Origin of the sequence: Acinetobacter sp. UBA3461 (assembly GCF_002381195.1) — a bacterium.
In the GTDB taxonomy this organism is placed as follows: domain Bacteria; phylum Pseudomonadota; class Gammaproteobacteria; order Pseudomonadales; family Moraxellaceae; genus Acinetobacter; species Acinetobacter schindleri.
This window is the reverse complement of the sequence record NZ_DFRO01000037.1, coordinates 62,820-85,451: the sequence shown is the minus strand read 5'-3', so window position 1 is coordinate 85,451 and position 22,632 is coordinate 62,820. Positions and strand designations below refer to the sequence as shown.

Sequence of the window (22,632 nt, the reverse complement as noted above, 5' to 3'; positions counted from 1 at the left end):
ATTGCTTCTTTTACAGTAACTTTAATAATGTCGCCAACAGAAGCATAACGACGATGTGAACCACCAAGTACTTTAATACATTGTACGCGGCGAGCACCACTGTTGTCTGCTACGTCGAGCATAGTTTCGGTCTGAATCATTGCCCTACTCCAAAACCGAGCATCACCGGTCGCAAATTCGAAAGGCTCAAAGAGTACTCGAATTTGACCGATGATGCAACAAGAACGTTAATTACTCAGCAGCTGCTTCAATAACTTCAACTAGAGTCCAAGACTTAGTTTTAGAAATTGGGCGGCTTTCTTTGATTGTTACAACATCACCAGTTTTAGCTGTGTTGTTTTCATCATGAGCATGTAATTTTGTTGAACGGCGGATTGATTTGCCATACAACGGGTGTTGAACACGACGTTCGATAAGCACAACAATAGACTTGTCCATTTTGTCGCTTACTACTTTGCCTGTTAACGTGCGGACTGTTTGTTCACTCATTGTCCGTTCCCCTGTTTTTCGGTAAGGAGGGTCTTGATACGAGCAATAGTCTTGCGAGTTAATTGCACTTCGTGCGATTTACCCAATTGACCAGTTGCTTTCGCCATACGAAGACGGAATTGGTTAAGCTGTTGCTCATCAAGCAAAGCTGTCAACTCTTCTACCGACTTTTCACGTAGATCTTTAGTTTTCATTACATTACCGTCCGAGTCACGATAGTGGTTTTAAACGGAAGTTTAGCAGCTGCAAGCGTAAATGCTTCACGAGCTAATTCTTCGTTAACACCATCAATTTCGTACAAGACTTTACCTGGTTTGATTTGGCAAACCCAGTATTCCACAGAACCTTTACCTTTACCCATACGAACTTCAAGAGGTTTAGAAGTAATAGGTTTGTCTGGGAAGACACGGATAAAGATCTTACCACCACGTTTAATACGACGGCTGATAGTACGACGCGCTGCTTCAATTTGACGCGCAGTCATTTGACCACGTTCAATTGATTTAAGAGCGATTGTACCGAAAGATACTGAACTACCGCGGTGTGCAAGACCAGTGTTACGGCCTTTTTGCACCTTACGGAATTTCATACGTTTAGGTTGCAACATGGATTATTCTCCTTTTTCAGCAGAACGATCATTGCGACGACCACGACGCTCTTGACCTTCACCACGACCGCGACCGCGTTTAGCTGGACGTTCTTCAGCTGGAGCTGGGTTCATGACTTGTTTCATGCCACCCAAGATCTCACCACGGAAGATCCAAACTTTAACACCAATCGTACCGTAAGTAGTTTCAGCACGCATAGTAGCATAGTCGATGTCTGCACGAAGTGTATGTAGAGGTACACGACCTTCACGATACCATTCAGTACGAGCGATCTCAGCACCACCTAAACGGCCTGAAACTTCAACTTTGATACCTTTAGCGCCAGCACGCATTGTGTTTTGAACCGCACGCTTCATAGCACGACGGAACATTACACGTTTTTCTAATTGAGAAGCGATAGCTTCAGCAACAAGACGTGCGTCTAAGTCTGGACGATCGATTTCGTTGATGCTTACTTGCGCAGGAACACCCATGATAGATGTTAATTCGCGTTGTAATTTCTCAATGTCTTCGCCTTTTTTACCGATAACGATACCAGGACGAGCAGTGCTAATAGTTACTTTAGCAGCGCCTGTAGGACGTTCGATAAGAATATTGCTGATCATTGCATTCTTAAGTTTTTTAGTTAAAAACTCACGAACTTGCAAATCTTTAAGCAAGTATTCAGCGTATTGTTTCGGACTCGCATACCAGTTAGCGTTATGACGTTTCACAACACCTAGGCGGATACCGATTGGATGAACCTTCTGACCCATATCAAACCCCTACCTTAACGGTAATGTGACAAGTACGCTTAGTAATACGATCTGCACGGCCTTTAGCACGTGGCATAATACGTTTCAGGCTCATGCCTTCATCAACGTAGATCGTAGAAACTTTAAGGTCGTCTACATCTAAACTGTTATTGTGTTCAGCGTTTGCAATTGCAGACTCTAACGCTTTCTTAACTAGGACTGCAGCTTTTTTGTTGCTGAAGTTCAAAATGTTAAGTGCGTGCGCAACAGATTTGCCGCGGATAAGATCTGCAACCAAACGAGCTTTTTGTGCCGAGATAGCGGCACCGCGTAATTTAGCAGTTACTTCCATCATAGCACCTATTAACGTTTAGATTTCTTGTCAACACCGTGACCACGGTAGGTACGAGTCGGTGCAAATTCACCAAGCTTGTGTCCAACCATATGTTCAGAGATGATCACTGGAACATGGTTACGGCCATTGTGTACAGAAATTGTTAAACCAACAAAATCCGGGAGGATCATCGAACGACGCGACCAAGTTTTGATCGGCTTACGGTTATTAGCCGCGATAGCCGCTTCAACCTTAGCGAACAAGTGCGCATCGACGAATGGGCCTTTTTTCAGAGAACGAGGCATTGTCAGATTCCTTTACTTGTTACTTAACGCGACGGTCGCGAATAATCATCTTAGTCGTACGCTTGTTGGTACGTGTCTTGTACCCTTTAGCTTTTTGACCCCATGGGCTTACAGGTTGAATACCTTTGCTACGACCTTCACCACCACCGTGCGGGTGATCTACCGGGTTCATCGCCATACCACGAACGGTAGGACGAACGCCACGCCAGCGCGCTGCACCAGCTTTACCCAATGAACGAAGGTTGCTTTCTGAGTTAGATACTTCACCTAACACAGCGCGACATTCAACGTGTACTTTACGCATCTCACCTGAACGAAGACGGATGATAGCGTATGAACCGTCACGACCCAACAATTGAGCAGATGTACCAGCAGAACGTACTAACTGTGCGCCTTTACCGATTTTAAGCTCGATGTTGTGAAGAGTAGAACCGATAGGCATGTTACGAAGTGGTAAGCAGTTACCTGGACGAATTGGAGCATCGTTACCAGATTGTACTGAATCACCAGCGCGTAAACCTTTAGGCGCGATGATGTAGCGACGTTCACCGTCAGCATACTTCAACAACGCAATGTGCGCAGAACGGTTTGGATCGTATTCGATACGCTCAACTACAGCTGGGATGCCGTCTTTGTTACGTTTGAAGTCTACGATACGGTAGTGTTGCTTGTGACCGCCACCAACGTGACGAGTCGTAATGTGACCGTTGTTATTACGGCCGCCAGTACGTTTTTTAGCTTCAACTAGTGGAGCATAAGGAGCACCTTTGTGAAGATGGTCGTGAACGACTTTCTCTACAAAGCGACGTCCTGGAGACGTTGGCTTACATTTTTGAATAGGCATAGTTTTCGTCCTTATTCCGCTGCGCTTTCAGCGGCATCGCCCAAGTCAGCCATTTCTACATCTTGGCCAGCTTTCAGGGTGACGTATGCTTTTTTAACATCAGAACGACGTCCGATAGTTTTACCAAAGCGTTTAGTTTTACCTTTAGTGATCGTAGTGTTAACTTTAACAACTTGAACACCAAACAATTGCTCAACTGCTTTTTTGATTTCAAGTTTAGTTGCATCAATAGCAACTTTAAAAACTTGAACACCAGCAGTTTCACCTAAAACTTGTGCTTTTTCTGAGAAAACAGGTCCTTGCAGGACTTGATATAAACGTTCGTTGTTCATCCGAGTTCTACCTCAATTTTCTTAGCAGCAGCTACAGACATAACAACTTTATCGAACGCGATCAAGCTAACAGGATCGATTGCAGTCGCATCAACCACATCTACGTGTGGAAGGTTACGAGCAGCTAGATACAAGTTCTCATCAACAGCATCAGTAACGATCAATGCACGAGTCGCATTTAAGTCGTTAAGTTTTGCAAGCAATTCTTTAGTTTTTGGAGCTGCAACAGCAAACTCTTCAACTAAAACTAAGCGATCTTGACGAACAAGTTCAGCCAGGATGCATTGCATAGCACCGCGGTACATTTTACGGTTTACTTTTTGAGACCAGTCTTGTGGACGAGCAGCAAAAGTTTTACCACCGCCAACCCAGATTGGGCTACGAATAGAACCAGCACGAGCGCGGCCAGTACCTTTTTGACGGAATGGTTTTTTACCACCGCCAGAAACGTCTGCGCGTGATTTTTGAGCTTTAGAACCTTGACGACCACCAGCTAGGTAAGCTGTAACAACTTGGTGTACAAGAGCTTCATTAAATTCACGACCGAACGCAACTTCTGATAATTCAACAGCAGAGCCGGAAACAGTATTTAAATTCACGTTATTTCCCCTCAGGCCTTGATCGTAGGACGAACAGTTACGTCGCCACCAGTAGCACCAGGAACCGCGCCCTTAACCACTAGAACTGAACGTTCAGTGTCGATAGCAACGATTTCAAGACCCTGTGTAGTTACGCGTTCAGCACCTAAATGGCCAGCCATTTTTTTGCCTTTGAACACGCGACCAGGAGTCTGGTTTTGACCTGTAGAACCTAGAACACGGTGAGAAACAGAGTTACCGTGAGTAGCATCTTGAGTACGGAAGTTCCAACGCTTAACACCACCTTGGAAACCTTTACCTTTGGAAGTACCAGTTACGTCAACGATTTGACCTACTTGGAACAACTCAACAGTAAGCGTACCACCAACTTCACGACCTTCAAGCTCAGCTTCTGAAACGCGGAATTCTTGAACCAGACGACCAGCAGCAACACCCGCTTTAGCGAAGTGACCTTTCTGAGCGTTAGTTACGCGAGATTCGCGACGTTCACCAGTAGTGATTTGAATCGCTTGATAACCATCAGTTTCAAGCGTTTTGATTTGAGTGATGCGGTTAGGATCAACCTCAATCACTGTAACAGGCACAGAAACACCAGCATCTGTAAAGATACGTGTCATACCGCACTTGCGACCGACTAAACCAATAGCCATGTGCATAAACCTCTAAAAAAGCGGCCTAATTAACTTAGAGCGTTAATTAACCCGAAAGCCTTAACCCAATGCGATCTGAACATCAACACCAGCTGCAAGATCTAACTTCATCAATGCATCTACAGTTTTGTCTGTAGGTTGAACGATGTCGATCAAACGCTTGTAAGTACGGATTTCGTACTGGTCACGCGCGTCTTTGTTTACGTGTGGTGATGTTAAAACGTTAAAACGTTCAATGCGTGTAGGCATTGGAATTGGACCACAAACTTGTGCGCCAGTACGTTTTGCTGTTTCTACGATTTCTTGAGCTGATTGATCAATTAGACGGTGATCAAAAGACTTAAGACGGATACGAATTCTCTGGTTAGACATACCAGTAAACTCCAAGCCAAATATATAAAGAATCACTCTTGACGCATCTCACCCCACTAATTTTTGAGGTAAGTGTCAAGAGCAGTGAATTATCACTAAGGTCATGATCGATGCCACGACTGTAACGATAGTTAACTACTTTCTTCGCAGTTAACATCCTTCCTATCGAAGGGTGGCTTATTATAGCCATTGTTTAATGCATAAGCAAATGCCTTTTATAGTTTTCGTCTGCAAATCAATTTGGTTGCTAAATCAAGAGTTTGTTTTTCACCCGTCAGGCTGATTTCTCTACCACATATTCGATTGCGCGATTTAGTATTTGATTTCCTTCAATAAAATTAGATTTTGGGCTTTTTCTGAGCTCATGCACAGGCTGCACATATTTTCCTGAAAATTTTAGCAACTCATCTTCATCTTCTAAAAACAGGGCCAAGGTTTCCGGGGTTATTTCTGGATGGAACTGGAAACCGAGAACATTTTTGCCCAATTGATACATCTGGTTGCGACAGGCTTCATTTTCTGCCAGATGTACCGCCCCTTTGGGAATTTCAAAGGTCTCGCTATGCCACTGCATGATCCGGAATTGCTCAGGTAAACTAAAACAGTCTGCTGGCACATTGGCCACTTTACTGACAGACATCCACCCCAGTTCCTGTTCCGGATTATAACTGACTGCTGCCCCCAAGGCATTGGCAATCAGCTGTCCACCTAGACACAAACCAATCGCTGGCTTCCCCTGAGACAAGTAACGACGTAACCAGCGTTTTTCTATTTTCAACCAAGGGAAATTTGCTTCATCATTTACACTCATGGTGCCGCCCATAATAATGAGCAAATCTACTTCTTCTACTGCAGGTAGCGCTTCTATTTCCAAAGGACGATCCACAGGTAAAGCAAAAAATTCAGTCGCCGTAATTTGCGCCTGATGCTGCTTTAAAAATTCATGACAACTACCGTAACCTTCACCAGCAATATGCTGAAAATAATGTACTCGTAAATGCGACTTCATGCGCTCGAACCTGTTCTTGTATCTATATAGGCTAGGTTTTGCAAAAATGAAGCCAACTTTTTATTTTATGTGAGGTTTTTAAACAATTGATAACGCAAGTAGCACTAAAGCAAAGATTCTCTTAAGCTAAAGCTGTTTTTGACTCCAGATATGAGCTGCAGCATGAAAAAAAATCCTCAAACCGCCCTGATTCATGCACCACGAAAGGCCCCTCAGTACATTTCGACGGTTCAACCTCCCCTCTATCGTGCATCAACCATTATTTTTAACAATACCGATGCCCTGTTTAATCGCCATTGGACCGATGATTATGACTATAGCTATGGCACACATGGTACCCCAACCACATTTACCTTAGGCGATAACATTGCCCAGCTCGAAGGTGGGCTCTATCACCTGCTTGCACCTAGCGGTTTATCTGCGATTAATCTCGTGAATTCCTGTTTTTTAAGTCAGGGAGAGGAAGTTTGGGTACCGGACAATATTTATGGCCCAAACATGGAGCATCTACGCAACCTGGAAACACGTTATGGCATTCAGGTACAAGTTTATAATCCATTATGCCTGGAAAGCTTTAATCCTTCAGATAAAGCCAAACTGATCTGGCTGGAAGCAGCGGGCTCAGTCACACTGGAATTTCCGGATTTAAATGGCCTCGTGAAGAAAGCTCAAGCACACAATATTCTGACTGCACTGGACAATACCTGGGGCGCGGGTCTGGCCTTTAATGCCTTTGATTTTGGTGATGAACACCTAAGTGTAGATTTATCCGTACATGCGCTGACCAAATATCCAAGCGGTGGTGGTGACATTCTGATGGGTTCAGTGGTCACGCGTGATAAAGAACTGCATCACCAATTGTTCCGCGCACATGCCATTCAAGGCATTGCTGTCTCAGGTGATGACGTTGCTCAGGTGCAACGTAGTCTTGCTTCCATGCAGCTGCGTTATGCACATCAATCCAGTAGTGCACTCAACATTCTCACCTGGTTAAAACAGCAAGCGGAGTTTGTGCAGGTACTGCATCCAGCCGATCCGCATAGCGCAGGTCATCAATATTGGAAAGAAATTTGCAAGGAAGGTCATAGTGCCGGCCTGGTCAGTGTAATTTTTGACAGTAAATATGAACTGCAAGATATCCGCAATTTTTGTGACAACTTAAAACTATTTAAGCTTGGTTTTAGCTGGGGTGGTCCTGTTAGCTTGGTCATGCTATATAACTTAAAAGATATGCGTGTGCTTGAACATTCACATTTGAAAGAAGGCTTCCTGGTGCGCTTCTGTATTGGATTAGAACATCCGGAAGATCTGATTGAAGACATTCAACACGCACTACAAAACATGAAAAAAGTTAAAAATGAATAAATAACAAATAGGAAATTATATGGGTACACCAATCGTAATCGCTAAAAAAACCGCCGATACTACACAGGATATCGTGCTGCATTCTCAGCTTGCCAACCGCCATGGTCTGATTGCCGGTGCAACCGGTACCGGTAAGACCGTAACATTAAAGGTACTGGCAGAAAGTTTTTCCCGAATTGGTGTACCGGTATTTTTGGCCGATGCCAAGGGTGATGTTTCCAGCTTGGCGAAAGCCGGGGAAAACAATCCCAAATTTGATGAACGCATTAAAAGCCTGAATATCGAGTCCATCCCTTTTTCAGCGTCGCCTGTGGTATTCTGGGATTTATTTGGCGAGCAAGGCCATCCGATTCGCACTACCATTTCCGAGATTGGCCCCCTCCTTCTTGCCCGTATTTTGAATCTGAACGACACTCAGGAAGGGGTGCTCTCCGCCATTTTCCGTATTGCTGATGATCAGGGACTATTACTGATCGACTTTAAAGATTTAAAGGCCATGATCAGTTATGTTACTGAGCATGTTGCCGAATGTAAGGCCGACTATGGAAATCTTTCACCTGCGAGCCTTGGTGCGATTCAACGCAATCTGCTTGCCTTGGCTGATCAAGGCGGTGAGCAATTCTTTGGTGAACCAGCACTGGATCTGATGGATTTTTTACAAACCGACAGTCAAGGTCATGGCAATATCAACTTGCTTGCTGCTGATAAGCTGATGAATACACCCAAGCTATATGCCACCTTCCTGCTATGGATGCTTTCGGAGCTGTTTGAACAGTTACCGGAAGTCGGTGACCTAGATAAACCTAAACTGGTGTTTTTCTTTGATGAAGCCCATTTGTTGTTTGATAATACTAGCCTTGCCCTGCAAGAAAAGATTGAACAGGTGGTGCGTTTGATTCGTTCTAAAGGTGTAGGGATTTACTTTGTCACCCAGAATCCACTCGATTTACCCGAAAGCGTTTTAGGTCAACTCGGCAACCGTGTACAACATGCTTTACGTGCTTTTACCCCTAAAGACCAAAAAGCGGTAAAAACGGCGGCAGATACTTTTCGAGCTAATCCAGAATTTAAAGTTCAGGATGCCATTACCGAACTGGCTGTCGGTGAAGCACTGATTAGCTGTCTGGATGAAAAAGGGACTCCACAGATTGTGGAACGTGGCTGGATCATGCCCCCACATTCTTCTTTTAGCTCAATTACACTAGAAGAACGTAAGGCACTGATGCAACAAAGCATTGTCGCTGGTATTTATGAGCAGGAAGTTGACCGTGACAGTGCACATGAGATGCTGCAGCAAAAAGTACTGGAACGTCAGCAGCAGATTCAAGCCGCGGAACTTGCCAAGCAGCAAGCCAAGGAACAGGAACGTTTGGCACGTGAACAGCAAAAAGAAGCTGAACGTGCAGTCAAGCAACGTGAAAAACTCACACAGGATATTGTGGGTACCTTTGCCAAAAGTGCCGCACGCACTTTGGGTAGCACTACCGGCCAGAAAATTGTCCGTGGTTTATTAGGGTCATTATTTGGTAAGAGATAACCCTTCTTTCTCCGATTATTTTCTTTATTTTTATGGGATATTTTAATATCCCATAATTTTTTCATGGTTTTTACTTAAAGATGTATTGTGAATATATCTTTAAAGATGTATTTTAAATACATCTTATAAATAACAGCCATGAGAGATCTGCTATGACTCCACAGCAAATTGACCTAGTAAAAGCTACAGTACCTGTGCTTCGTGAAAATGGGGTTGCTTTAACCGGTTATTTTTACAACCGCATGTTAAACAATAACCCTGATCTAAAAGAGACCTTCAATATGGGGCACCAGCGTAGCGGTGCTCAGGCACAAGCCTTGGCAGGTGCAGTTTTAGCATATGCTGAAAATATCGAAGATCCCTCTGTGCTGTTACCTGTGGTTGAACTTATTGCGCACAAACATGTCAGTTTAAATATTAAAGCACCTGATTACAGTATTGTTGGGGAAAACCTGCTGCATTCAATCAGTGAGGTACTCAATATTTCTATGGATGATCCACTGATTGATGCGTGGGCTACTGCATATGGACAATTAGCAGACCTGTTCATTGCGACTGAAAAAGCGATTTATGATCAACATGAACAGACTAAAGGTAGCTGGTTAGGCTGGCGCAATTTCAAGATTGCCAAGAAAGTAGTAGAAAGTGAAGAGATCACTTCGTTCTACCTGGCACCAGTCGACGGCGGACCATTACCGAAGTATGAAGCAGGTCAGTATATTTCTGTACGTGTGTTTGTGCCTGAACTGAATTTGAGACAACCACGTCAATATACGCTTTCAACTTGTCCTCAAGATGAATACCTGCGTATTTCAGTGAAGCGTGAAGATCAAAAAGGTGATTTGGTTCCAGGCTGGGTATCTAATACTTTACATAGCTTGGCAGAAGGCTCAGAAATTGAAGTGTCTGCACCAACAGGTAATTTCTACTTGATTGATCCAAACAAACGTAATGTATTCATCAGTGGGGGTGTAGGTCTGACTCCAATGGTAGCCATGCTAAATCAGTTGGTAACTCTGGATATGCCACAGCCTGTGACTTTCATTCATGCCTGCCGTAGCAAACAGGTGCATGCCATGAAACAGCACATTCATGATTTGAAAGCCAAATATCCACGTTTAAGCACGCTGACTGCTTACGAATTCCCGCACCAAGGTGACAAACTGGGTGAAGACTATGATGTAGCAGGCCGTCTGGATCTGAGTACAGTTGATCGTGCTTTATTACCAGAAAATGCTGATTACTATCTATGTGGCCCAATGCCATTTATGGCAGAACAACACAAAGCGCTGGTTGCACGAGGCATTCCTGCTGAGAATATTCACAGTGAAGCCTTTGGTACTGGTGGCGTTCGCCACTAAGCAGTCAGCTTAAACTGAAATCAAGCAAGGGCTAGTCTGGCTGTGTTAGACTAGCCCTGCTTTGTATAAAAACTCTAGATTTATAATGCAGTTAAATAAATTTACCGATTACGCCTTACGGATTCTCATGTACATCGCTCAGCCGAAAGAAATGCCGTATACCATTGCGGAACTCGCGAATGAGCTGCAGGTGTCAGAGAACCATGCCATGAAAATCGTACATTTTATGGCAAAGCAGGACTGGCTCATCACTACTCGTGGGCGAGGCGGCGGCATTCGCATGAATCCGCTCACCTTAAAAATACCATTGGGTCAAATCGTGCGTATCCTGCAACAGGATAGCCAAGTGGTAGAATGCAATACCCCACCCTGTGTGCTGCGTAAAAATTGTGGTTTAAAAGGCATTTTAGATGATGCCGTAGAGCAGTTTTATGCCAGCCTGGATCAATATACGCTCAGTGAAGTGGTAACACCACTGCAAGGTCATTACAGCATCCAGTCACCAATCGGCCTGATCAATCTTTAGTTTTCACTTTCTGCTTACCAAGTCTTGCATTGAAAGTTCGCTTGCCCAAGCGACTTCCTTTATAATAGCTGCTTGTAAATTTAAGTTTGAAGTTGAGCCATGCACCACAGCAGAGGAAAATCGAAAAACAGTAAGGCAGCTGCTGCCCCAAAGCAAAAGATTAGCTATACCAAAAAAGTCGATCCTGCGATTACTGAATACTCTGTGCGCTCGCTCAATTGGCTGCGCAAAGCTGAATTTTTAATGAGTGCACCCAAACTTAACCTGTGTGTTGAAGATACAGGTTATGAAGTTGCATTCGCCGGTCGCTCCAATGCGGGTAAATCCAGTGCCATCAATGCGCTGACCAATCAGAAACAATTGGCACGTGCTTCGAAAAGACCAGGCCGTACCCAGATGATTAACTTCTTCAGCCTCGGCAATCCAGACCAGCGTCTGGTCGACTTACCCGGTTATGGTTATGCAGCTGTACCTGAAAAAATGAAACTGGTCTGGCAGAAAGAACTAGAAAATTACCTGATTCACCGTAAGAGCTTGCAAGGTCTGGTGCTGTTGATGGATATCCGTCATCCACTACAACACTTTGATGTGATGATGCTGGAATGGGCCTATTCACGTCACCTGTTCGTGCATGTCTTGTTGACCAAATCAGACAAGCTGAATCGTGGTCCTGCGTCCAAAGCCTTGCAGGAAGTCAAAGCAACATTAAATAAAATGAAGCTGAACTTCTCGATTCAATTATTTTCCTCTTTAAATAAAGAAGGTCTGGAAGAACTGGCAAGTGTGATGGCCGGTCGTCTGAACTTTACCTTGGATCAACCAACGGAATTTGATCTGGATAGTATTCCTGAAGCATCAATCCATGATTTAAACGAAGCTGATGAACCGATTGAATCTGTTGAGCTAGAAGATGAAACTGACTCAGACCCAGATCATGAAATTACTGCGAGTGAATTAAATAATCTGGATGAGCCGGTTGAAGCTGATCAAACAGAGATTGTCGAACAAGAACAGCTAAAATAAGTCCGATGTGATCCAAGTGACAAAATAATGTCCCGTATTGCCTGCAGCGATTCGGGGCATTTTTTTCATACTGTATTGATCAAGCAGTGATGGATCCACCCATGTCTCTACTCTCACGATTCAAAACAACAAAAATTGGCTCTTCAATTTCCTATTTTATCCAACCACGCAAAGTTAAGTTTGAATGGCAGGCTACCCCGATTGACTGGATTCCAAATCAGCCTTTCGCCAGTTACTTTGTGAATGAAATTAATAATATTCTGCCGGCCGGTGAATTCTGGCTCTGCCGCTTGTATAACAAGGTTCTCGCTCAGATCACCGACGAAAAATTAAAGCATGATGTACAGGCTTTTATCCGTCAGGAAGCCATGCATGCTCAGGCACATAATTCGGCCAATAAAGAGTATCTATCTGAACGCCAGATTGATATCCAGCGTAATCTGGACATTATGGATTTCCTGTTCAATCAATTGCTGGCCGATCAGCCGCTTGGTCTGAAAATTCCTAAAATCGCAGAACATCAATGGGATCTGTTCCGGCTTGGTGTCGTCGCAACTGTAGAGCATATGACCTGTGTCCTTGGAAAATATGCGCTCTATAACACCGAGTGGGAACGGCTTGGTGCTGACGCGAATATGCTAGATCTGGTGAAATGGCATGGCGCAGAAGAAATTGAGCATCGCAGTGTAGCATTTGACTTATATCGTCATCTCGGTGGCGGTTATATCGCCCGCTACTATTTAAGTGTGGTGGTGATTATTGGAGTAATTGGTCTGTGGGTCGACGGTGCAGCACGCTTGTTGGCACAAGACCCTCGTTTTAAGCAGCTGAAACCAGCGGTGTATAAACCTTGGATCTGGAAAGAATGGTTCCGTATTTCACAGCAGGACAATCGTTTGTTACCGAATCCCCTATGGCTGGTTTCTCAGCAACTCGGCTATCTGATGCCATGGTATGATCCGGTGCATGAAGGCAGTACCGATGATGCCCTGTATTATCTTGAGCACTCCCCTGCGGCCAAACGGGCAGGTTTAAAAGTCGCCTAAGCTCTCCTCTTATTACAATTTCTAACAGCAGGGATCATTTCCCTGCTTTTTATTTGACCTAAGATAAAGCTATAGACATGACCATAAGGATGAGCTCATGCAAGCACGGATTTCAGTGATTACACTCGGTGTTCGCGACCTGGAGGCTGCACTACGCTTTTATTGTGATGGGCTGGGCTTTCCCAGTAAAGGCATTGTTGGCAAAGAATTTGAATATGGCGCAGTCGCATTTATTGAACTACAGGCTGGATTAAAACTGGCTTTATGGCCGCAAAGCAGCATCCAGCATGATACCGGACTCGAACCGAGCCTGATGTGTCCCACGCAAATGACCTTGGGACACAATGTCTATAGCCCATTAGATGTCGATCAGGTCATGACTCAGGCTGAAAAAGCTGGAGCCAAGATTGTGAAAGCTGCACAGGCCACATTTTATGGCGGCTATGCAGGCTATTTTCAGGATCTAGATGGACATCTGTGGGAGGTGGTTTTCAATCCTCAACTAGAGATGGAATGATCCAGCTGCGGTTCACGGGTATGTCGGTCAACCACGACACTGATCATCATATCACCCTGCACATTCACCACAGTCCTGACCGTATCGAGCAGTCGGTCAATCGGCAACAGGATCGCAATGGCTTCTGCAGGTAGACCCACTGATTGCAGTACCATGATCATAGTCACCATTCCGGCACTTGGAATACCCGGTGCGCCTAAAGATGCAATCATTGCTGTGGCACACACGACCAATTGCTGCCCCAACGTCAGATCAAGTCCCATGAGGTTGGCAATAAACAAAGCTGCTGCGGCTTCATACAGTGCCGTACCATCCATGTTTAGCTGAGTCCCAAGCGGAATGACAAAGCCTGCCGTATGTGGACGTACTCCCAGATTTTCCTGGGCACATTTCATGGATAATGGCATGGTTGCAGAACTGGAACTGGTTGCAAAAGCGGTAATCAAGGCTGCGCGAGTGCCTTTGAAAAAGGTAATCGGGTTCATTTTCCCGAAGATCCACAACAATAATGGTAGAACTACCAGACCGTGGAAAATGGTGGTGCCTGTTACTACCGCAGCAAACTCTGCCAGACGGCTCAGTACCGAAATATCTTCAGTGGCAATCAGCTTGGCCAGTAGCGCAAAAATCCCGAATGGCGCCAGTTTCATGACCCAACCAATCATCAGCATCATGATGTCAAAGAACTGCATACTGAGCTTACGTACCGTCCGGAACTTGTCTCCTCCTGCCACCAGTGCCACACCGACAAAGAGTGCAAAGACCACCACTGCCAGCACATTACCATCGGCAAAGGCCTTAAACGGATTGATCAGGGTATTCTGAATAAAGTTGGTAAAGAATGAAGACGGCGTTAAGGTATCCGGAGTTTTATGCTGAGCCATGGCATCCTGGAACATTACTACATCGACACCCTTGCCCACATCAAACAGATGGGCACAAGCCAATCCCAAGATTAAAGCCAGGGTGGTCGTGGTGACACAGCATGCCAAGGTAATTTTCCAGGTTCGGCTCAGCTGACCACCAGCTTGCAGATTCGATACTCCAACCACAATCGAGCTAAAGATCAGTGGAACCAGCAACATTTTTAGCAAACCAATAAAGATGCTGCTCATGATACCCAGACCATACAGGCTGAGCTCTTCAAACGTGGTTTGTGGGAAAAGATTTAATAAAAAACCAAACACGACACCCAATACTGCGGCAACTAGAATTTGCGTATTTAAGCTCATCTTCATGGACATTTTAATATTGAACTTATCCGGCACTATGCCATGCAAGTTTCGGATAATCGAGTAAAATTTTATAAACGCTTTGCAGCAAAATACCTTTTATTATTCATTTAATCCATATGGTGATGTACCGAATTTTGGCACGCGATGTGCTTAATCAGTGCAATAAGCTGGTTTTATACAAAGGAAATACACGTTCATGAAAAAAATGATCATTGCTGTTGCACTCATTTGCAGCATCGGGCAGGTTTTTGCACACTCTTCGGGCGGTAAAGAACAGCAAGGCTGCCATAAGCATTCAAGCAATGATGTGCCACATTGCCACTAAATTCAAATCACACCCATAAAAAAGCCGGAACTCTAATCCGGCTTTTTTATTTTAAATCTTACTGGGTTTCAATTTCTCGCAGACGGATCAGACCTTCCTGGGTTGTACTACAGACCAGTTCTCCATTCTGCCACATACGACCGAAGTTCAGACCACGTGAGCTGGCACTCACTGTCGCATCCATATCATAAAGCATCCATTCATCGGCCCGGAATGGCTTATGGAAATACATGGCATGGTCGATACTGGCACATTGCAAGTTTGGTGAAATATAGCTCAGACCATGTGGACGCAATGCTGTCGTCATCAAGGTAAAGTCTGAGTAGAAGGCAGCAATCGCCTGATGCAGAGAAACTTCATCTACTTCCGGAGCGACTTGGCCATGGGTACGGATATAGTGCGCATAATTTGGCGCTTCCGGTTGCGGCTGGAATGGATTCACCGGCATCACAGGACGAATTTCTACATGGCGATCACGCATAAATGAAGCACGGACATTTTCCGGTACAAATTCAACAATCTGATGCTTCAGTTCTGCCTCATTTTTCAGGCTGTCGACTGAGGGATATTCTGGTTCAGAAATCTGATAGTTCAAGCCTTCTTCTGGTTCGGCAAAAGACACCATACACATAAAGATAGTACGGCCATGCTGAATCGCACGCACCTGACGACTGGCAAAACTCTTGCCATCACGGATACGATCTACTTCATAGATAATCGGTGCATTGACATCTCCTCCAAACAGGAAATAGGCATGCAATGAATGTGCGGGACGATCAGTCGTATACGATGCAGCACGCAAAGCCTGTCCTAATACCTGCCCACCGAATACGCGCTTGCCTACCAGGTTACGGCTAATTCCACGGAAAATATTCTCTTCCAGCTTTTCCAGGCTAAGCAATTCAACCAGTTCTTGTGTTAAGACATTCATAGGCAACCTATACGATGTTCGGGATATCCAATATTGGAAAAATAACAATGTGCTTCATTTCTGGTAATATTCTGCCATAAATTCTGAGTAAATCCCTAGAGATTGACTGACTGACCTGTCATTCACTTTGTAGATGTTCCGATAAAAAAAACGTTTTTTCACGTTAAAATCAAAGAACTTTTGTAGAATTTGTTAGAAAATGACATATTGTTTTCAAATACAATCTATCAAAATAGATCCCCCCTCAGAAATCCTTTGGTTCTGGTCAGTAAAATTAGGAGTAGGTATGTCCAAGAGTGGCTTTGGTCAAATGTATCGCAAGCTTTCAAGTAAGATGCTTGAACTTGTGGTTACCCCGCATGTACTTGGGGAAGTACCAACGGAAGTCCCTGCTCCAGCGGCTGACCAGCAAGATCAGAAAAAGATTGTCTGCTATGTTTTGCAAAACCATTCTCGCAGTAATGCGCTGGTGGTAGATGGTGAAACCCGTCGTCTCAAATTGCCTGCTGCACTTGATCCAATGGATTTAGGTACGCGCCGGGAAAAAGCTTCGGTATTGTTCCTGCAATATCATGATGAAAGCAATCTGCTGAGCTCGCCGCCACATGCTTTTCCACCACGTCTGCTGCGTCTGATTGAAGTACTGGAACAGAATCCAGAACTGGATGTAGAACTGATTCCGGTGACCGTGCTATGGGGCCGTGAACCAGAGAAAGAAGATTCCTGGTTCAAACTGTTATTTACCGATACCTGGTCAACACCAAGCAAGATGAAACAGCTAGTGAATATTGGTCTGCATGGTCGTCAGTCTTATCTGGAGTTCCATGAAGCACAGTCTCTGCGTGCACTGATTGATCATGCCAAAGTGACACATCCAAACCTGTCTCCAGCAACTTATATTGTCAGTACCTTGAATGACTATCTGGATGCCCAGCGAGAAGTAGTGCTGGGGCCTGACCTTTCAGATCGCCGTAATGTGATGCAGGGTCTGATCAAATCTCCAGATGTGCAGGCGGCTATCCGTAATGAAAGTATCCGCAGCAAGATCAGTGTGGATGAAGCTGAACGCCGTGCGATTGGTTATTTAAATGAAATCGTATCAGATTACTCCAACTCAACCGTACGTTTTGCCGATAAGGCCCTGACCCGTCTCTGGACTCAGCTCTATGACGGCATTGATGTACATAACTTCAGTACGGTACGTGAACTGGCGAAAGACTATGAAATCGTCTATGCACCATGTCACCGTAGTCATATCGACTACCTGTTATTATCTTATGTGATTTATCGTCGTGGTTTGATGGTGCCGTACATCGCAGCGGGTGATAACCTGAACATGCCATTTGTTGGCCAGATCTTGCGTGGCGGTGGTGCCTTCTTTATCCGCCGTACTTTCCGCGGTAATGCACTCTATACGACAGTTTTCAAAGAATATCTGTATAGCGTTCTGTCACGTAATACTCCACTGGAATACTTTATTGAAGGGGGCCGTTCACGTACCGGTCGTCTGTTACCACCGAAAACCGGCATGCTGGCAATGACCGTGCATGGTCATTTGCGTGGCAAAGCGAAGCCTATCGTATTTGTACCCACCTATATCGGCTATGAACGCCTGATGGAAGGTGCAACTTATGTGGGTGAAATGAACGGTAAGGAAAAAGAAGCAGAATCTATTTTTGGCATTCTAAAAACCTTGCGCAAGATTGAACGTATTTTCGGTAAGGTACATCTGAATTTTGGTGAGCCCGTGTTTCTGGATGACATGCTGAAACAGCATGGTGCGGATGAGATCAAGATTGAAAAGAATGATGATCCGATCCCGCCAGCAGTATCTGAAGCAGTAAATAGTTCTGCACAGGCGATTCTGGAAAATATTAACCGTGCAGCCGTCATTAACCCGGTATCCCTGCTGTCACTCATTTTATTAGCAACACCAAAACACACACTGGATGAGGCGATTTGTATCAAACAGTTAGATACTTATCGTAATCTGCTGACGTCTTTGCCATATGATGAACGTATGCAAGTGACGCCGTTATCAGGGAAAGAAATCATTGCCTATGCAATGAAGTTGAAACTGATCAAACGCGTCAATCATGTGCTGGGCAATATTATCGCCATCGAAGATAATCAGGCGATTTTACTGACCTATTTCCGCAACAATATTGTGCATGCCTTTGTATTACCATCACTGGTAGCCGCCCTGGTAAATCATAATGGTATTATTCGCCGTGATGATCTGGTGAATATCAGCAGTACCTTATACCCATTCCTGAAAGCTGAACTGTTCCTGAAATGGCATGAAGATGAAATCAAAGCACCAGTAAACGCTTATATTGATGCTTTGATTGCAGCGAAGTTAATTGCACAGGATGGTGAAAATCTGGTAGCACCTACACCAAACAGCGAAGCGCATCATCAGCTAGAAGTTTTGGCTGCACCTGTCATGCAAAGTATCGAGCGCTATTACATGACGCTGGCACTGATCACCCAGCGTGGTTCAGGCAATATCTCCACCCGTCAGGTTGAAGAATTAAGCCATCTGGTAGGTCAGCGTCTGTCTGTACTTTATGAATTCAATTCACCAGAATTCTTTGATAAGGCGCTGTTCCAAAGCTTTATCAAAACGCTAACTCAAAAAGGTTATATCAGTACCAATGAAGACAATGCGATTGTCTTTGATGAAAGCTTCAAAAATATCGCTCAGTATGCGGATCTGGTATTGGACGAAGTGAAGCTGCAAATGCTTCATAACCTTACCGCCTTTACGGATGAAGAATTGAAAGAAGCTTTAGATGCGTTGGCAGCTGAACAAGCCAAGAAGCGTGCGAAACGGAAGAGAAAGTAAGATTATTTAAGCGCTCTCTCCCTCTGGGATGAAAAACACTGCTTCGTGAGAGGGATGAGAGAAAATGTTTAAAAACTTACCTCTCCCTAACCCTCTCCTAAAAGGAGAGGGAACTCAACTTTATTCAAGATGAGGGGATAACTTCATCAATTCCAAATAATCCTCATAACAGTCCGGATGCTTTAACTCATATCCCATTTTTTGCATACGGGTAGCATATAGTTTTTTCCCCGTCACCTGCTCACTTTCTACTTTTAATAAAGGCAATCTCATCTGCTGCTGAAACCATTGCAGAACTTCATGCAACAGTTGTGGCTGGTTATTGGTCAAAATATATGATGATTCAAGATGTTCCACGTGAATCATCTCAGCCATAAAACGTGACAAGTCTTCAATATGAATCCGATTCGCCCAGTGCAGATTTGGATAACTGAACATAGATCTCGCCATTTTTTCCAAGCGTGCAACTGAAGCCCCATAAATCCCACTTGGGCGGATGATCGTACATTGGTCTGGATAAGCAGCTAAATAAGTCTGCTCCATTTGATGCAGGACTTTGCCTTGCGGATCATTCGGATAAATTGCACTTTCATCACCCACCTGCTCTCCGGCATTCTCACCATAGACCCGGGTGGAAGATACAACAACCAGACGTTGTATCGGATGGGATTTTAGCGCCCTAACAATTGGACCGACTGAATCCAGATAAGTCTGCTGATAAGCTTCAAGCGTACTCTGGTCAGGACTGAGCAAGACGTAGACCCAGTCAATCGGTGCAAGGCTGCTTAAATCGAGCTGATGCACATCCTGAACATGATGAGTGGCACAGGAATCTGTTTTCGCACTGCGACTGATTGTGCTAATTTGATGACCTTGCTCAAATAATTGTTTAGCTATGCGTGCGGATGTTTTACCATAACCGATAAATAAAATATGCATTCAGCACCGAATCACAAAACCTGGTTGAGGGGACATGGCTGCAGTCCATCAGTTACAAGGTGTCGGCAATGCCGCCGCCACATTACTTGAAAAATTAAATCTGTTCACAACTGATGATTTGCTCTTTCATCTGCCACGTGACTACGAAGACCGTAGCACGATCATTCCCATGAATCAATTGACTGTGGGACGTAGCTATTTGCTGGAAGGTATTGTCAAAGGCGTAGATTTTCCACCGGGTAAACGCAAGTCCATGGCCGTACTGCTGGATGATGATTGCGGCAAGGTGACCCTACGTTTCTATCATATCTATAAAGGCATTACCGACCGCTGCAAAGTTGGTGCAAGATTAAGAGTTTTTGGCGAAGTGCGTGTTGGTGCCCGTGGCCTGGAAATGTATCACCCCGAACTACAGGTCATTACTGAACATACCCCACTTCCACAGACACAACTTACCGCGATTTACCCGGCAACTGAAGGCCTGACCCAACCCAAATTACGTGAATATATCAAGCAGGCGCTCGCCCTACACAGTGATGATCTACCGGAATTGCTACCGGCTAAATTCAGCAATGGCTATGACCTGAAGCAGGCACTGGAATATATCCATCACCCTCCAGTCGATGCCAATATGTTGCAGCTGGCACAGGGTTCCCACCCAGCCCAGCAGCGTCTGATCTTTGAGGAACTGGTCGCGCATCAGATCAGTTTACTGACCCGCCGTGCCTTTATTCAGCAGATTGAAGCTCCTGCATTTTCACCAAGTAAGCGTTATGCCAAACAGTTGCTCACGGGTCTACCTTTTGAAATGACGGGGGCGCAAAAACGTGTTTCACGAGAAGTTGCCCATGACATGAAAGGCAACAAACCGATGTTGCGTCTGGTACAGGGCGATGTCGGTGCAGGTAAAACACTGGTTGCTGGTGTGGCAGCCTGTCATGCTCTGGAAGAAGGCTGGCAAGTGGCTCTGATGGCGCCCACCGAGATTCTGGCAGAACAGCATTATTTAAATTTTAAAAAATGGTTTGAGCCACTGGGACTGACTGTTTCCTGGCTATCTGGCAAGCAAAAAGGTAAAGCCCGTACTGCGGCAGAACAAAGCATTAAAGATGGCAGTGCCAATCTGGTGGTCGGCACCCATGCCTTGTTTCAGGAAAATGTCGAGTTTGCCAAATTGGGGCTGGTAATTATTGATGAGCAGCATCGCTTTGGTGTGGATCAGCGTCTGGCTTTGCGCAATAAAGGGCTGGATGGCATGTCTCCACATCAACTGGTCATGACGGCGACACCAATTCCACGTACGCTCGCCATGTCTGCGTATAGCGATCTGGACACTTCAGTTATTGATGAGCTGCCACCCGGTCGAACGCCGATTCAGACCGTAACTATCCCACTGGACCGCCGTGAAGAAGTACTACAGCGTATTGCCACCAACTGTGCTGAAGGTAAGCAAGCGTATTGGGTCTGTACTCTGGTCGAACAGTCGGAAACTTTAGATGCCCAAGCAGCAGAAGCCACTTTTGCCGAAATTAAGGAACGCTTCCCGGAAATCAATATCGGTCTGGTCCATGGCAAGATGAAGCCTGATGAAAAGCAGGCGGTGATGCAACAATTTAAAAATAATGAATTGCAGCTATTGATTGCCACGACCGTGATTGAGGTGGGTGTCGATGTACCGAATGCTTCTCTGATGGTAATTGAGAATGCCGAGCGTCTCGGGCTTTCACAACTGCATCAGCTCCGTGGCCGTGTTGGTCGGGGTGCCAAAGCCAGTTTCTGTGTACTCCTGTATAAGCATCCCCTTTCTCAGAATGGTCAGGAACGTTTGCGTATCATGCGTGAAACCAATGACGGCTTTATCATCGCGGAAAAGGATCTGGAACTGCGTGGTCCAGGTGAACTGCTTGGCACCAAACAAACCGGAGATATGGGTTTCCGGGTAGCCAAGCTGGAACGCGATGATCACCTGCTCAATCAGGCGCATTATGTGGCCCAGCAGATGTTAAAGGATTATCCACAACAGGCTGATGCGTTATTAAAACGCTGGTTACCTGAGGCACCACGTTATGCCTATGTCTAAGCTGATTCAGCAAGGCAAACATTGGCTGGACAAGTTACAATCCTGCCAGCTTTGTCACAACGATTATCAAACAATTTACTCAGTATGCCAGGATTGCTGGAACCAGCTACCTTGGGCACATCAGACCATCCAGCGCCAGGAAATGCAGGTACAGATTGCCTGCCATTATGATTATCCGATGGATCGTCTGATTCAGTTGTTCAAATATGAGCAGAAGCTTTATCTGGAAAACTTGTTAGCAGGCGCGCTTATCAGTTTAAAACTTCCAAAAGTCAGCGCAGTCGTTCCGATGCCAATCTCCACAGACAAACTGGTACAGCGCGGCTATAACCAGTCCTTACTGCTGGCTAAACAGGTCGCAAAGCATCTTCAAGTTCCAGTATGGCAACCGGTGAGCCGGCTCAAACAGCATTCACAAAAAGGCTTAAGCCGCCTGGAACGGATTGAAGATATTGAAGCACAATTTCAGATCAGTACATCATCAAAATTGCGTTATCGTAAAGTACTGATTATTGATGATGTGGTAACAACTGGCAGTTCAATTCGTGCACTTAATCAGAAGCTCGAAGAACTTGGCTGCCAGCAAATTTATACAGCCTGTGTCGCAGGTGCAAAGCTTTAAA

25 protein-coding genes and 2 pseudogenes are annotated in these 22,632 nt (G+C 45.0%); 11 read left to right on the top strand and 16 right to left on the bottom strand.

The window, feature by feature from the left end; genetic code table 11:
• The 13 genes and pseudogenes from B3D47_RS10530 to B3D47_RS10470 all read right to left on the bottom strand — a co-directional run.
• Positions 1-140, bottom strand: a 140-nt coding sequence (locus B3D47_RS10530) for an uL14 family ribosomal protein (protein WP_286861931.1), incomplete at its 3' end; no start/stop codon positions are given.
• 91 nt (positions 141-231) lie between these two features.
• Positions 232-489 (bottom strand): 30S ribosomal protein S17, encoded by a 258-nt coding sequence (rpsQ, locus tag B3D47_RS10525; protein ID WP_004809803.1) that lies wholly within the window; start codon positions 487-489, stop codon positions 232-234.
• Positions 486-683, bottom strand: a complete 198-nt coding sequence (gene rpmC, locus B3D47_RS10520) for a 50S ribosomal protein L29 (RefSeq protein ID WP_004786915.1) — start codon at positions 681-683, stop codon at positions 486-488. The genes rpsQ and rpmC overlap by 4 nt, the downstream gene beginning before the upstream one ends.
• Positions 683-1,096 carry a 50S ribosomal protein L16 gene (gene rplP, locus B3D47_RS10515; RefSeq protein WP_004809805.1) on the bottom strand — a complete coding sequence of 138 codons (414 nt, stop codon included), beginning with the start codon at positions 1,094-1,096 and terminating at the stop codon, positions 683-685. Before rplP ends, rpmC begins: the two co-directional genes overlap by 1 nt.
• Positions 1,075-1,852: pseudogene (gene rpsC / locus B3D47_RS10510) on the bottom strand (30S ribosomal protein S3). Before rpsC ends, rplP begins: the two are co-directional and overlap by 22 nt.
• A 1-nt stretch (position 1,853) precedes the next feature.
• On the bottom strand, positions 1,854-2,183 hold the full coding sequence (gene rplV / locus B3D47_RS10505; RefSeq protein WP_001982638.1) for a 50S ribosomal protein L22: 330 nt from the start codon (positions 2,181-2,183) through the stop codon (positions 1,854-1,856).
• Positions 2,184-2,194: 11 nt separating this feature from the next.
• Entirely contained in the window at positions 2,195-2,470 is a 276-nt protein-coding gene (gene rpsS / locus B3D47_RS10500; protein WP_004673001.1) for a 30S ribosomal protein S19, read from the bottom strand.
• A 19-nt stretch (positions 2,471-2,489) separates the two neighbouring features.
• Positions 2,490-3,314 carry a 50S ribosomal protein L2 gene (gene rplB / locus B3D47_RS10495; RefSeq protein ID WP_004809807.1) on the bottom strand — a complete coding sequence of 275 codons (825 nt, stop codon included), beginning with the start codon at positions 3,312-3,314 and terminating at the stop codon, positions 2,490-2,492.
• A gap of 11 nt (positions 3,315-3,325) precedes the next feature.
• Complete coding sequence (gene rplW, locus B3D47_RS10490; RefSeq protein WP_286861927.1) at positions 3,326-3,646, bottom strand: 50S ribosomal protein L23; 321 nt, start codon at positions 3,644-3,646, stop codon at positions 3,326-3,328.
• On the bottom strand, positions 3,643-4,245 hold the full coding sequence (rplD, locus tag B3D47_RS10485) for a 50S ribosomal protein L4 (RefSeq protein ID WP_004786925.1): 603 nt from the start codon (positions 4,243-4,245) through the stop codon (positions 3,643-3,645). Before rplD ends, rplW begins: the two co-directional genes overlap by 4 nt.
• A gap of 11 nt (positions 4,246-4,256) precedes the next feature.
• Positions 4,257-4,895, bottom strand: a complete 639-nt coding sequence (gene rplC, locus B3D47_RS10480) for a 50S ribosomal protein L3 (protein ID WP_004809812.1) — start codon at positions 4,893-4,895, stop codon at positions 4,257-4,259.
• A gap of 60 nt (positions 4,896-4,955) precedes the next feature.
• On the bottom strand, positions 4,956-5,267 hold the full coding sequence (gene rpsJ / locus B3D47_RS10475; protein ID WP_000070912.1) for a 30S ribosomal protein S10: 312 nt from the start codon (positions 5,265-5,267) through the stop codon (positions 4,956-4,958).
• A 274-nt stretch (positions 5,268-5,541) separates the two neighbouring features.
• Positions 5,542-6,276 carry a type 1 glutamine amidotransferase gene (locus B3D47_RS10470; RefSeq protein ID WP_071319855.1) on the bottom strand — a complete coding sequence of 245 codons (735 nt, stop codon included), beginning with the start codon at positions 6,274-6,276 and terminating at the stop codon, positions 5,542-5,544.
• 162 nt (positions 6,277-6,438) lie between these two features.
• Between B3D47_RS10470 and B3D47_RS10465 the strand changes: the two genes are divergently transcribed.
• The 7 genes and pseudogenes from B3D47_RS10465 (at position 6,439) to B3D47_RS10435 (ending at position 13,651) form a co-directional block, all read left to right on the top strand.
• A complete protein-coding gene (locus B3D47_RS10465) occupies positions 6,439-7,641 on the top strand; it encodes a PLP-dependent transferase (protein ID WP_048881821.1) in 1,203 nt (400 codons plus the stop codon).
• Positions 7,642-7,660: 19 nt separating this feature from the next.
• On the top strand, positions 7,661-9,178 hold the full coding sequence (locus B3D47_RS10460) for a helicase HerA-like domain-containing protein (RefSeq protein WP_286861924.1): 1,518 nt from the start codon (positions 7,661-7,663) through the stop codon (positions 9,176-9,178).
• Positions 9,179-9,330: 152 nt separating this feature from the next.
• Complete coding sequence (gene hmpA / locus B3D47_RS10455) at positions 9,331-10,539, top strand: NO-inducible flavohemoprotein (protein WP_286861922.1); 1,209 nt, start codon at positions 9,331-9,333, stop codon at positions 10,537-10,539.
• Positions 10,540-10,624: 85 nt separating this feature from the next.
• Positions 10,625-11,065, top strand: coding sequence for an RrF2 family transcriptional regulator (locus B3D47_RS10450; protein WP_026056807.1), 441 nt, complete (start codon positions 10,625-10,627; stop codon positions 11,063-11,065).
• Positions 11,066-11,164: 99 nt separating this feature from the next.
• A pseudogene (gene yihA, locus B3D47_RS10445) lies at positions 11,165-11,941 on the top strand (ribosome biogenesis GTP-binding protein YihA/YsxC); the annotation flags it as partial.
• Between the two features lie 248 nt (positions 11,942-12,189).
• On the top strand, positions 12,190-13,134 hold the full coding sequence (locus tag B3D47_RS10440; RefSeq protein WP_286861918.1) for a metal-dependent hydrolase: 945 nt from the start codon (positions 12,190-12,192) through the stop codon (positions 13,132-13,134).
• Between the two features lie 97 nt (positions 13,135-13,231).
• On the top strand, positions 13,232-13,651 hold the full coding sequence (locus tag B3D47_RS10435) for a VOC family protein (RefSeq protein WP_278364761.1): 420 nt from the start codon (positions 13,232-13,234) through the stop codon (positions 13,649-13,651).
• Here the strand turns inward: B3D47_RS10435 and B3D47_RS10430 are convergent.
• Complete coding sequence (locus B3D47_RS10430; RefSeq protein WP_286861915.1) at positions 13,633-14,883, bottom strand: dicarboxylate/amino acid:cation symporter; 1,251 nt, start codon at positions 14,881-14,883, stop codon at positions 13,633-13,635. The two genes, B3D47_RS10435 and B3D47_RS10430, sit on opposite strands and share 19 nt — an antisense overlap.
• A gap of 199 nt (positions 14,884-15,082) precedes the next feature.
• Between B3D47_RS10430 and B3D47_RS10425 the strand changes: the two genes are divergently transcribed.
• On the top strand, positions 15,083-15,211 hold the full coding sequence (locus B3D47_RS10425) for a hypothetical protein (protein ID WP_005223361.1): 129 nt from the start codon (positions 15,083-15,085) through the stop codon (positions 15,209-15,211).
• Between the two features lie 58 nt (positions 15,212-15,269).
• Here B3D47_RS10425 and B3D47_RS10420 read toward each other — a convergent pair whose 3' ends face one another.
• Positions 15,270-16,142 carry an acyl-CoA thioesterase gene (locus B3D47_RS10420; protein WP_004809832.1) on the bottom strand — a complete coding sequence of 291 codons (873 nt, stop codon included), beginning with the start codon at positions 16,140-16,142 and terminating at the stop codon, positions 15,270-15,272.
• Positions 16,143-16,428: 286 nt separating this feature from the next.
• Between B3D47_RS10420 and plsB the strand changes: the two genes are divergently transcribed.
• On the top strand, positions 16,429-18,990 hold the full coding sequence (plsB, locus tag B3D47_RS10415) for a glycerol-3-phosphate 1-O-acyltransferase PlsB (RefSeq protein ID WP_286861913.1): 2,562 nt from the start codon (positions 16,429-16,431) through the stop codon (positions 18,988-18,990).
• A gap of 120 nt (positions 18,991-19,110) precedes the next feature.
• On the opposite strand, the gene B3D47_RS10410 is transcribed toward plsB, so the two are convergent.
• Entirely contained in the window at positions 19,111-19,929 is an 819-nt protein-coding gene (locus tag B3D47_RS10410) for an NAD-dependent epimerase/dehydratase family protein (protein WP_286861911.1), read from the bottom strand.
• Positions 19,930-19,963: 34 nt separating this feature from the next.
• Between B3D47_RS10410 and recG the strand changes: the two genes are divergently transcribed.
• Both recG and B3D47_RS10400 read left to right on the top strand, forming a co-directional pair.
• Positions 19,964-22,009 carry an ATP-dependent DNA helicase RecG gene (recG, locus tag B3D47_RS10405; RefSeq protein WP_286861909.1) on the top strand — a complete coding sequence of 682 codons (2,046 nt, stop codon included), beginning with the start codon at positions 19,964-19,966 and terminating at the stop codon, positions 22,007-22,009.
• A complete protein-coding gene (locus B3D47_RS10400; RefSeq protein ID WP_286861908.1) occupies positions 21,996-22,631 on the top strand; it encodes a ComF family protein in 636 nt (211 codons plus the stop codon). Before recG ends, B3D47_RS10400 begins: the two co-directional genes overlap by 14 nt.
• Position 22,632 lies beyond the last annotated feature (1 nt).

Bases quoted from the DNA above. Each gene is read 5' to 3' on its own strand.
- rpsQ (WP_004809803.1), bottom strand. From the start codon at position 489: ATGAGTGAACAAACAGTCCGCACGTTAACAGGCAAAGTAGTAAGCGAC.
- rpmC (WP_004786915.1), bottom strand. From the start codon at position 683: ATGAAAACTAAAGATCTACGTGAAAAGTCGGTAGAAGAGTTGACAGCT.
- rplP (WP_004809805.1), bottom strand. From the start codon at position 1,096: ATGTTGCAACCTAAACGTATGAAATTCCGTAAGGTGCAAAAAGGCCGT.
- rplV (WP_001982638.1), bottom strand. From the start codon at position 2,183: ATGGAAGTAACTGCTAAATTACGCGGTGCCGCTATCTCGGCACAAAAA.
- rpsS (WP_004673001.1), bottom strand. From the start codon at position 2,470: ATGCCTCGTTCTCTGAAAAAAGGCCCATTCGTCGATGCGCACTTGTTC.
- rplB (WP_004809807.1), bottom strand. From the start codon at position 3,314: ATGCCTATTCAAAAATGTAAGCCAACGTCTCCAGGACGTCGCTTTGTA.
- rplW (WP_286861927.1), bottom strand. From the start codon at position 3,646: ATGAACAACGAACGTTTATATCAAGTCCTGCAAGGACCTGTTTTCTCA.
- rplC (WP_004809812.1), bottom strand. From the start codon at position 4,895: ATGGCTATTGGTTTAGTCGGTCGCAAGTGCGGTATGACACGTATCTTT.
- rpsJ (WP_000070912.1), bottom strand. From the start codon at position 5,267: ATGTCTAACCAGAGAATTCGTATCCGTCTTAAGTCTTTTGATCACCGT.
- B3D47_RS10470 (WP_071319855.1), bottom strand. From the start codon at position 6,276: ATGAAGTCGCATTTACGAGTACATTATTTTCAGCATATTGCTGGTGAA.
- B3D47_RS10465 (WP_048881821.1), top strand. From the start codon at position 6,439: ATGAAAAAAAATCCTCAAACCGCCCTGATTCATGCACCACGAAAGGCC.
- B3D47_RS10460 (WP_286861924.1), top strand. From the start codon at position 7,661: ATGGGTACACCAATCGTAATCGCTAAAAAAACCGCCGATACTACACAG.
- hmpA (WP_286861922.1), top strand. From the start codon at position 9,331: ATGACTCCACAGCAAATTGACCTAGTAAAAGCTACAGTACCTGTGCTT.
- B3D47_RS10450 (WP_026056807.1), top strand. From the start codon at position 10,625: ATGCAGTTAAATAAATTTACCGATTACGCCTTACGGATTCTCATGTAC.
- B3D47_RS10440 (WP_286861918.1), top strand. From the start codon at position 12,190: ATGTCTCTACTCTCACGATTCAAAACAACAAAAATTGGCTCTTCAATT.
- B3D47_RS10435 (WP_278364761.1), top strand. From the start codon at position 13,232: ATGCAAGCACGGATTTCAGTGATTACACTCGGTGTTCGCGACCTGGAG.
- B3D47_RS10430 (WP_286861915.1), bottom strand. From the start codon at position 14,883: ATGAGCTTAAATACGCAAATTCTAGTTGCCGCAGTATTGGGTGTCGTG.
- B3D47_RS10425 (WP_005223361.1), top strand. From the start codon at position 15,083: ATGAAAAAAATGATCATTGCTGTTGCACTCATTTGCAGCATCGGGCAG.
- B3D47_RS10420 (WP_004809832.1), bottom strand. From the start codon at position 16,142: ATGAATGTCTTAACACAAGAACTGGTTGAATTGCTTAGCCTGGAAAAG.
- plsB (WP_286861913.1), top strand. From the start codon at position 16,429: ATGTCCAAGAGTGGCTTTGGTCAAATGTATCGCAAGCTTTCAAGTAAG.
- B3D47_RS10410 (WP_286861911.1), bottom strand. From the start codon at position 19,929: ATGCATATTTTATTTATCGGTTATGGTAAAACATCCGCACGCATAGCT.
- recG (WP_286861909.1), top strand. From the start codon at position 19,964: ATGGCTGCAGTCCATCAGTTACAAGGTGTCGGCAATGCCGCCGCCACA.
- B3D47_RS10400 (WP_286861908.1), top strand. From the start codon at position 21,996: ATGCCTATGTCTAAGCTGATTCAGCAAGGCAAACATTGGCTGGACAAG.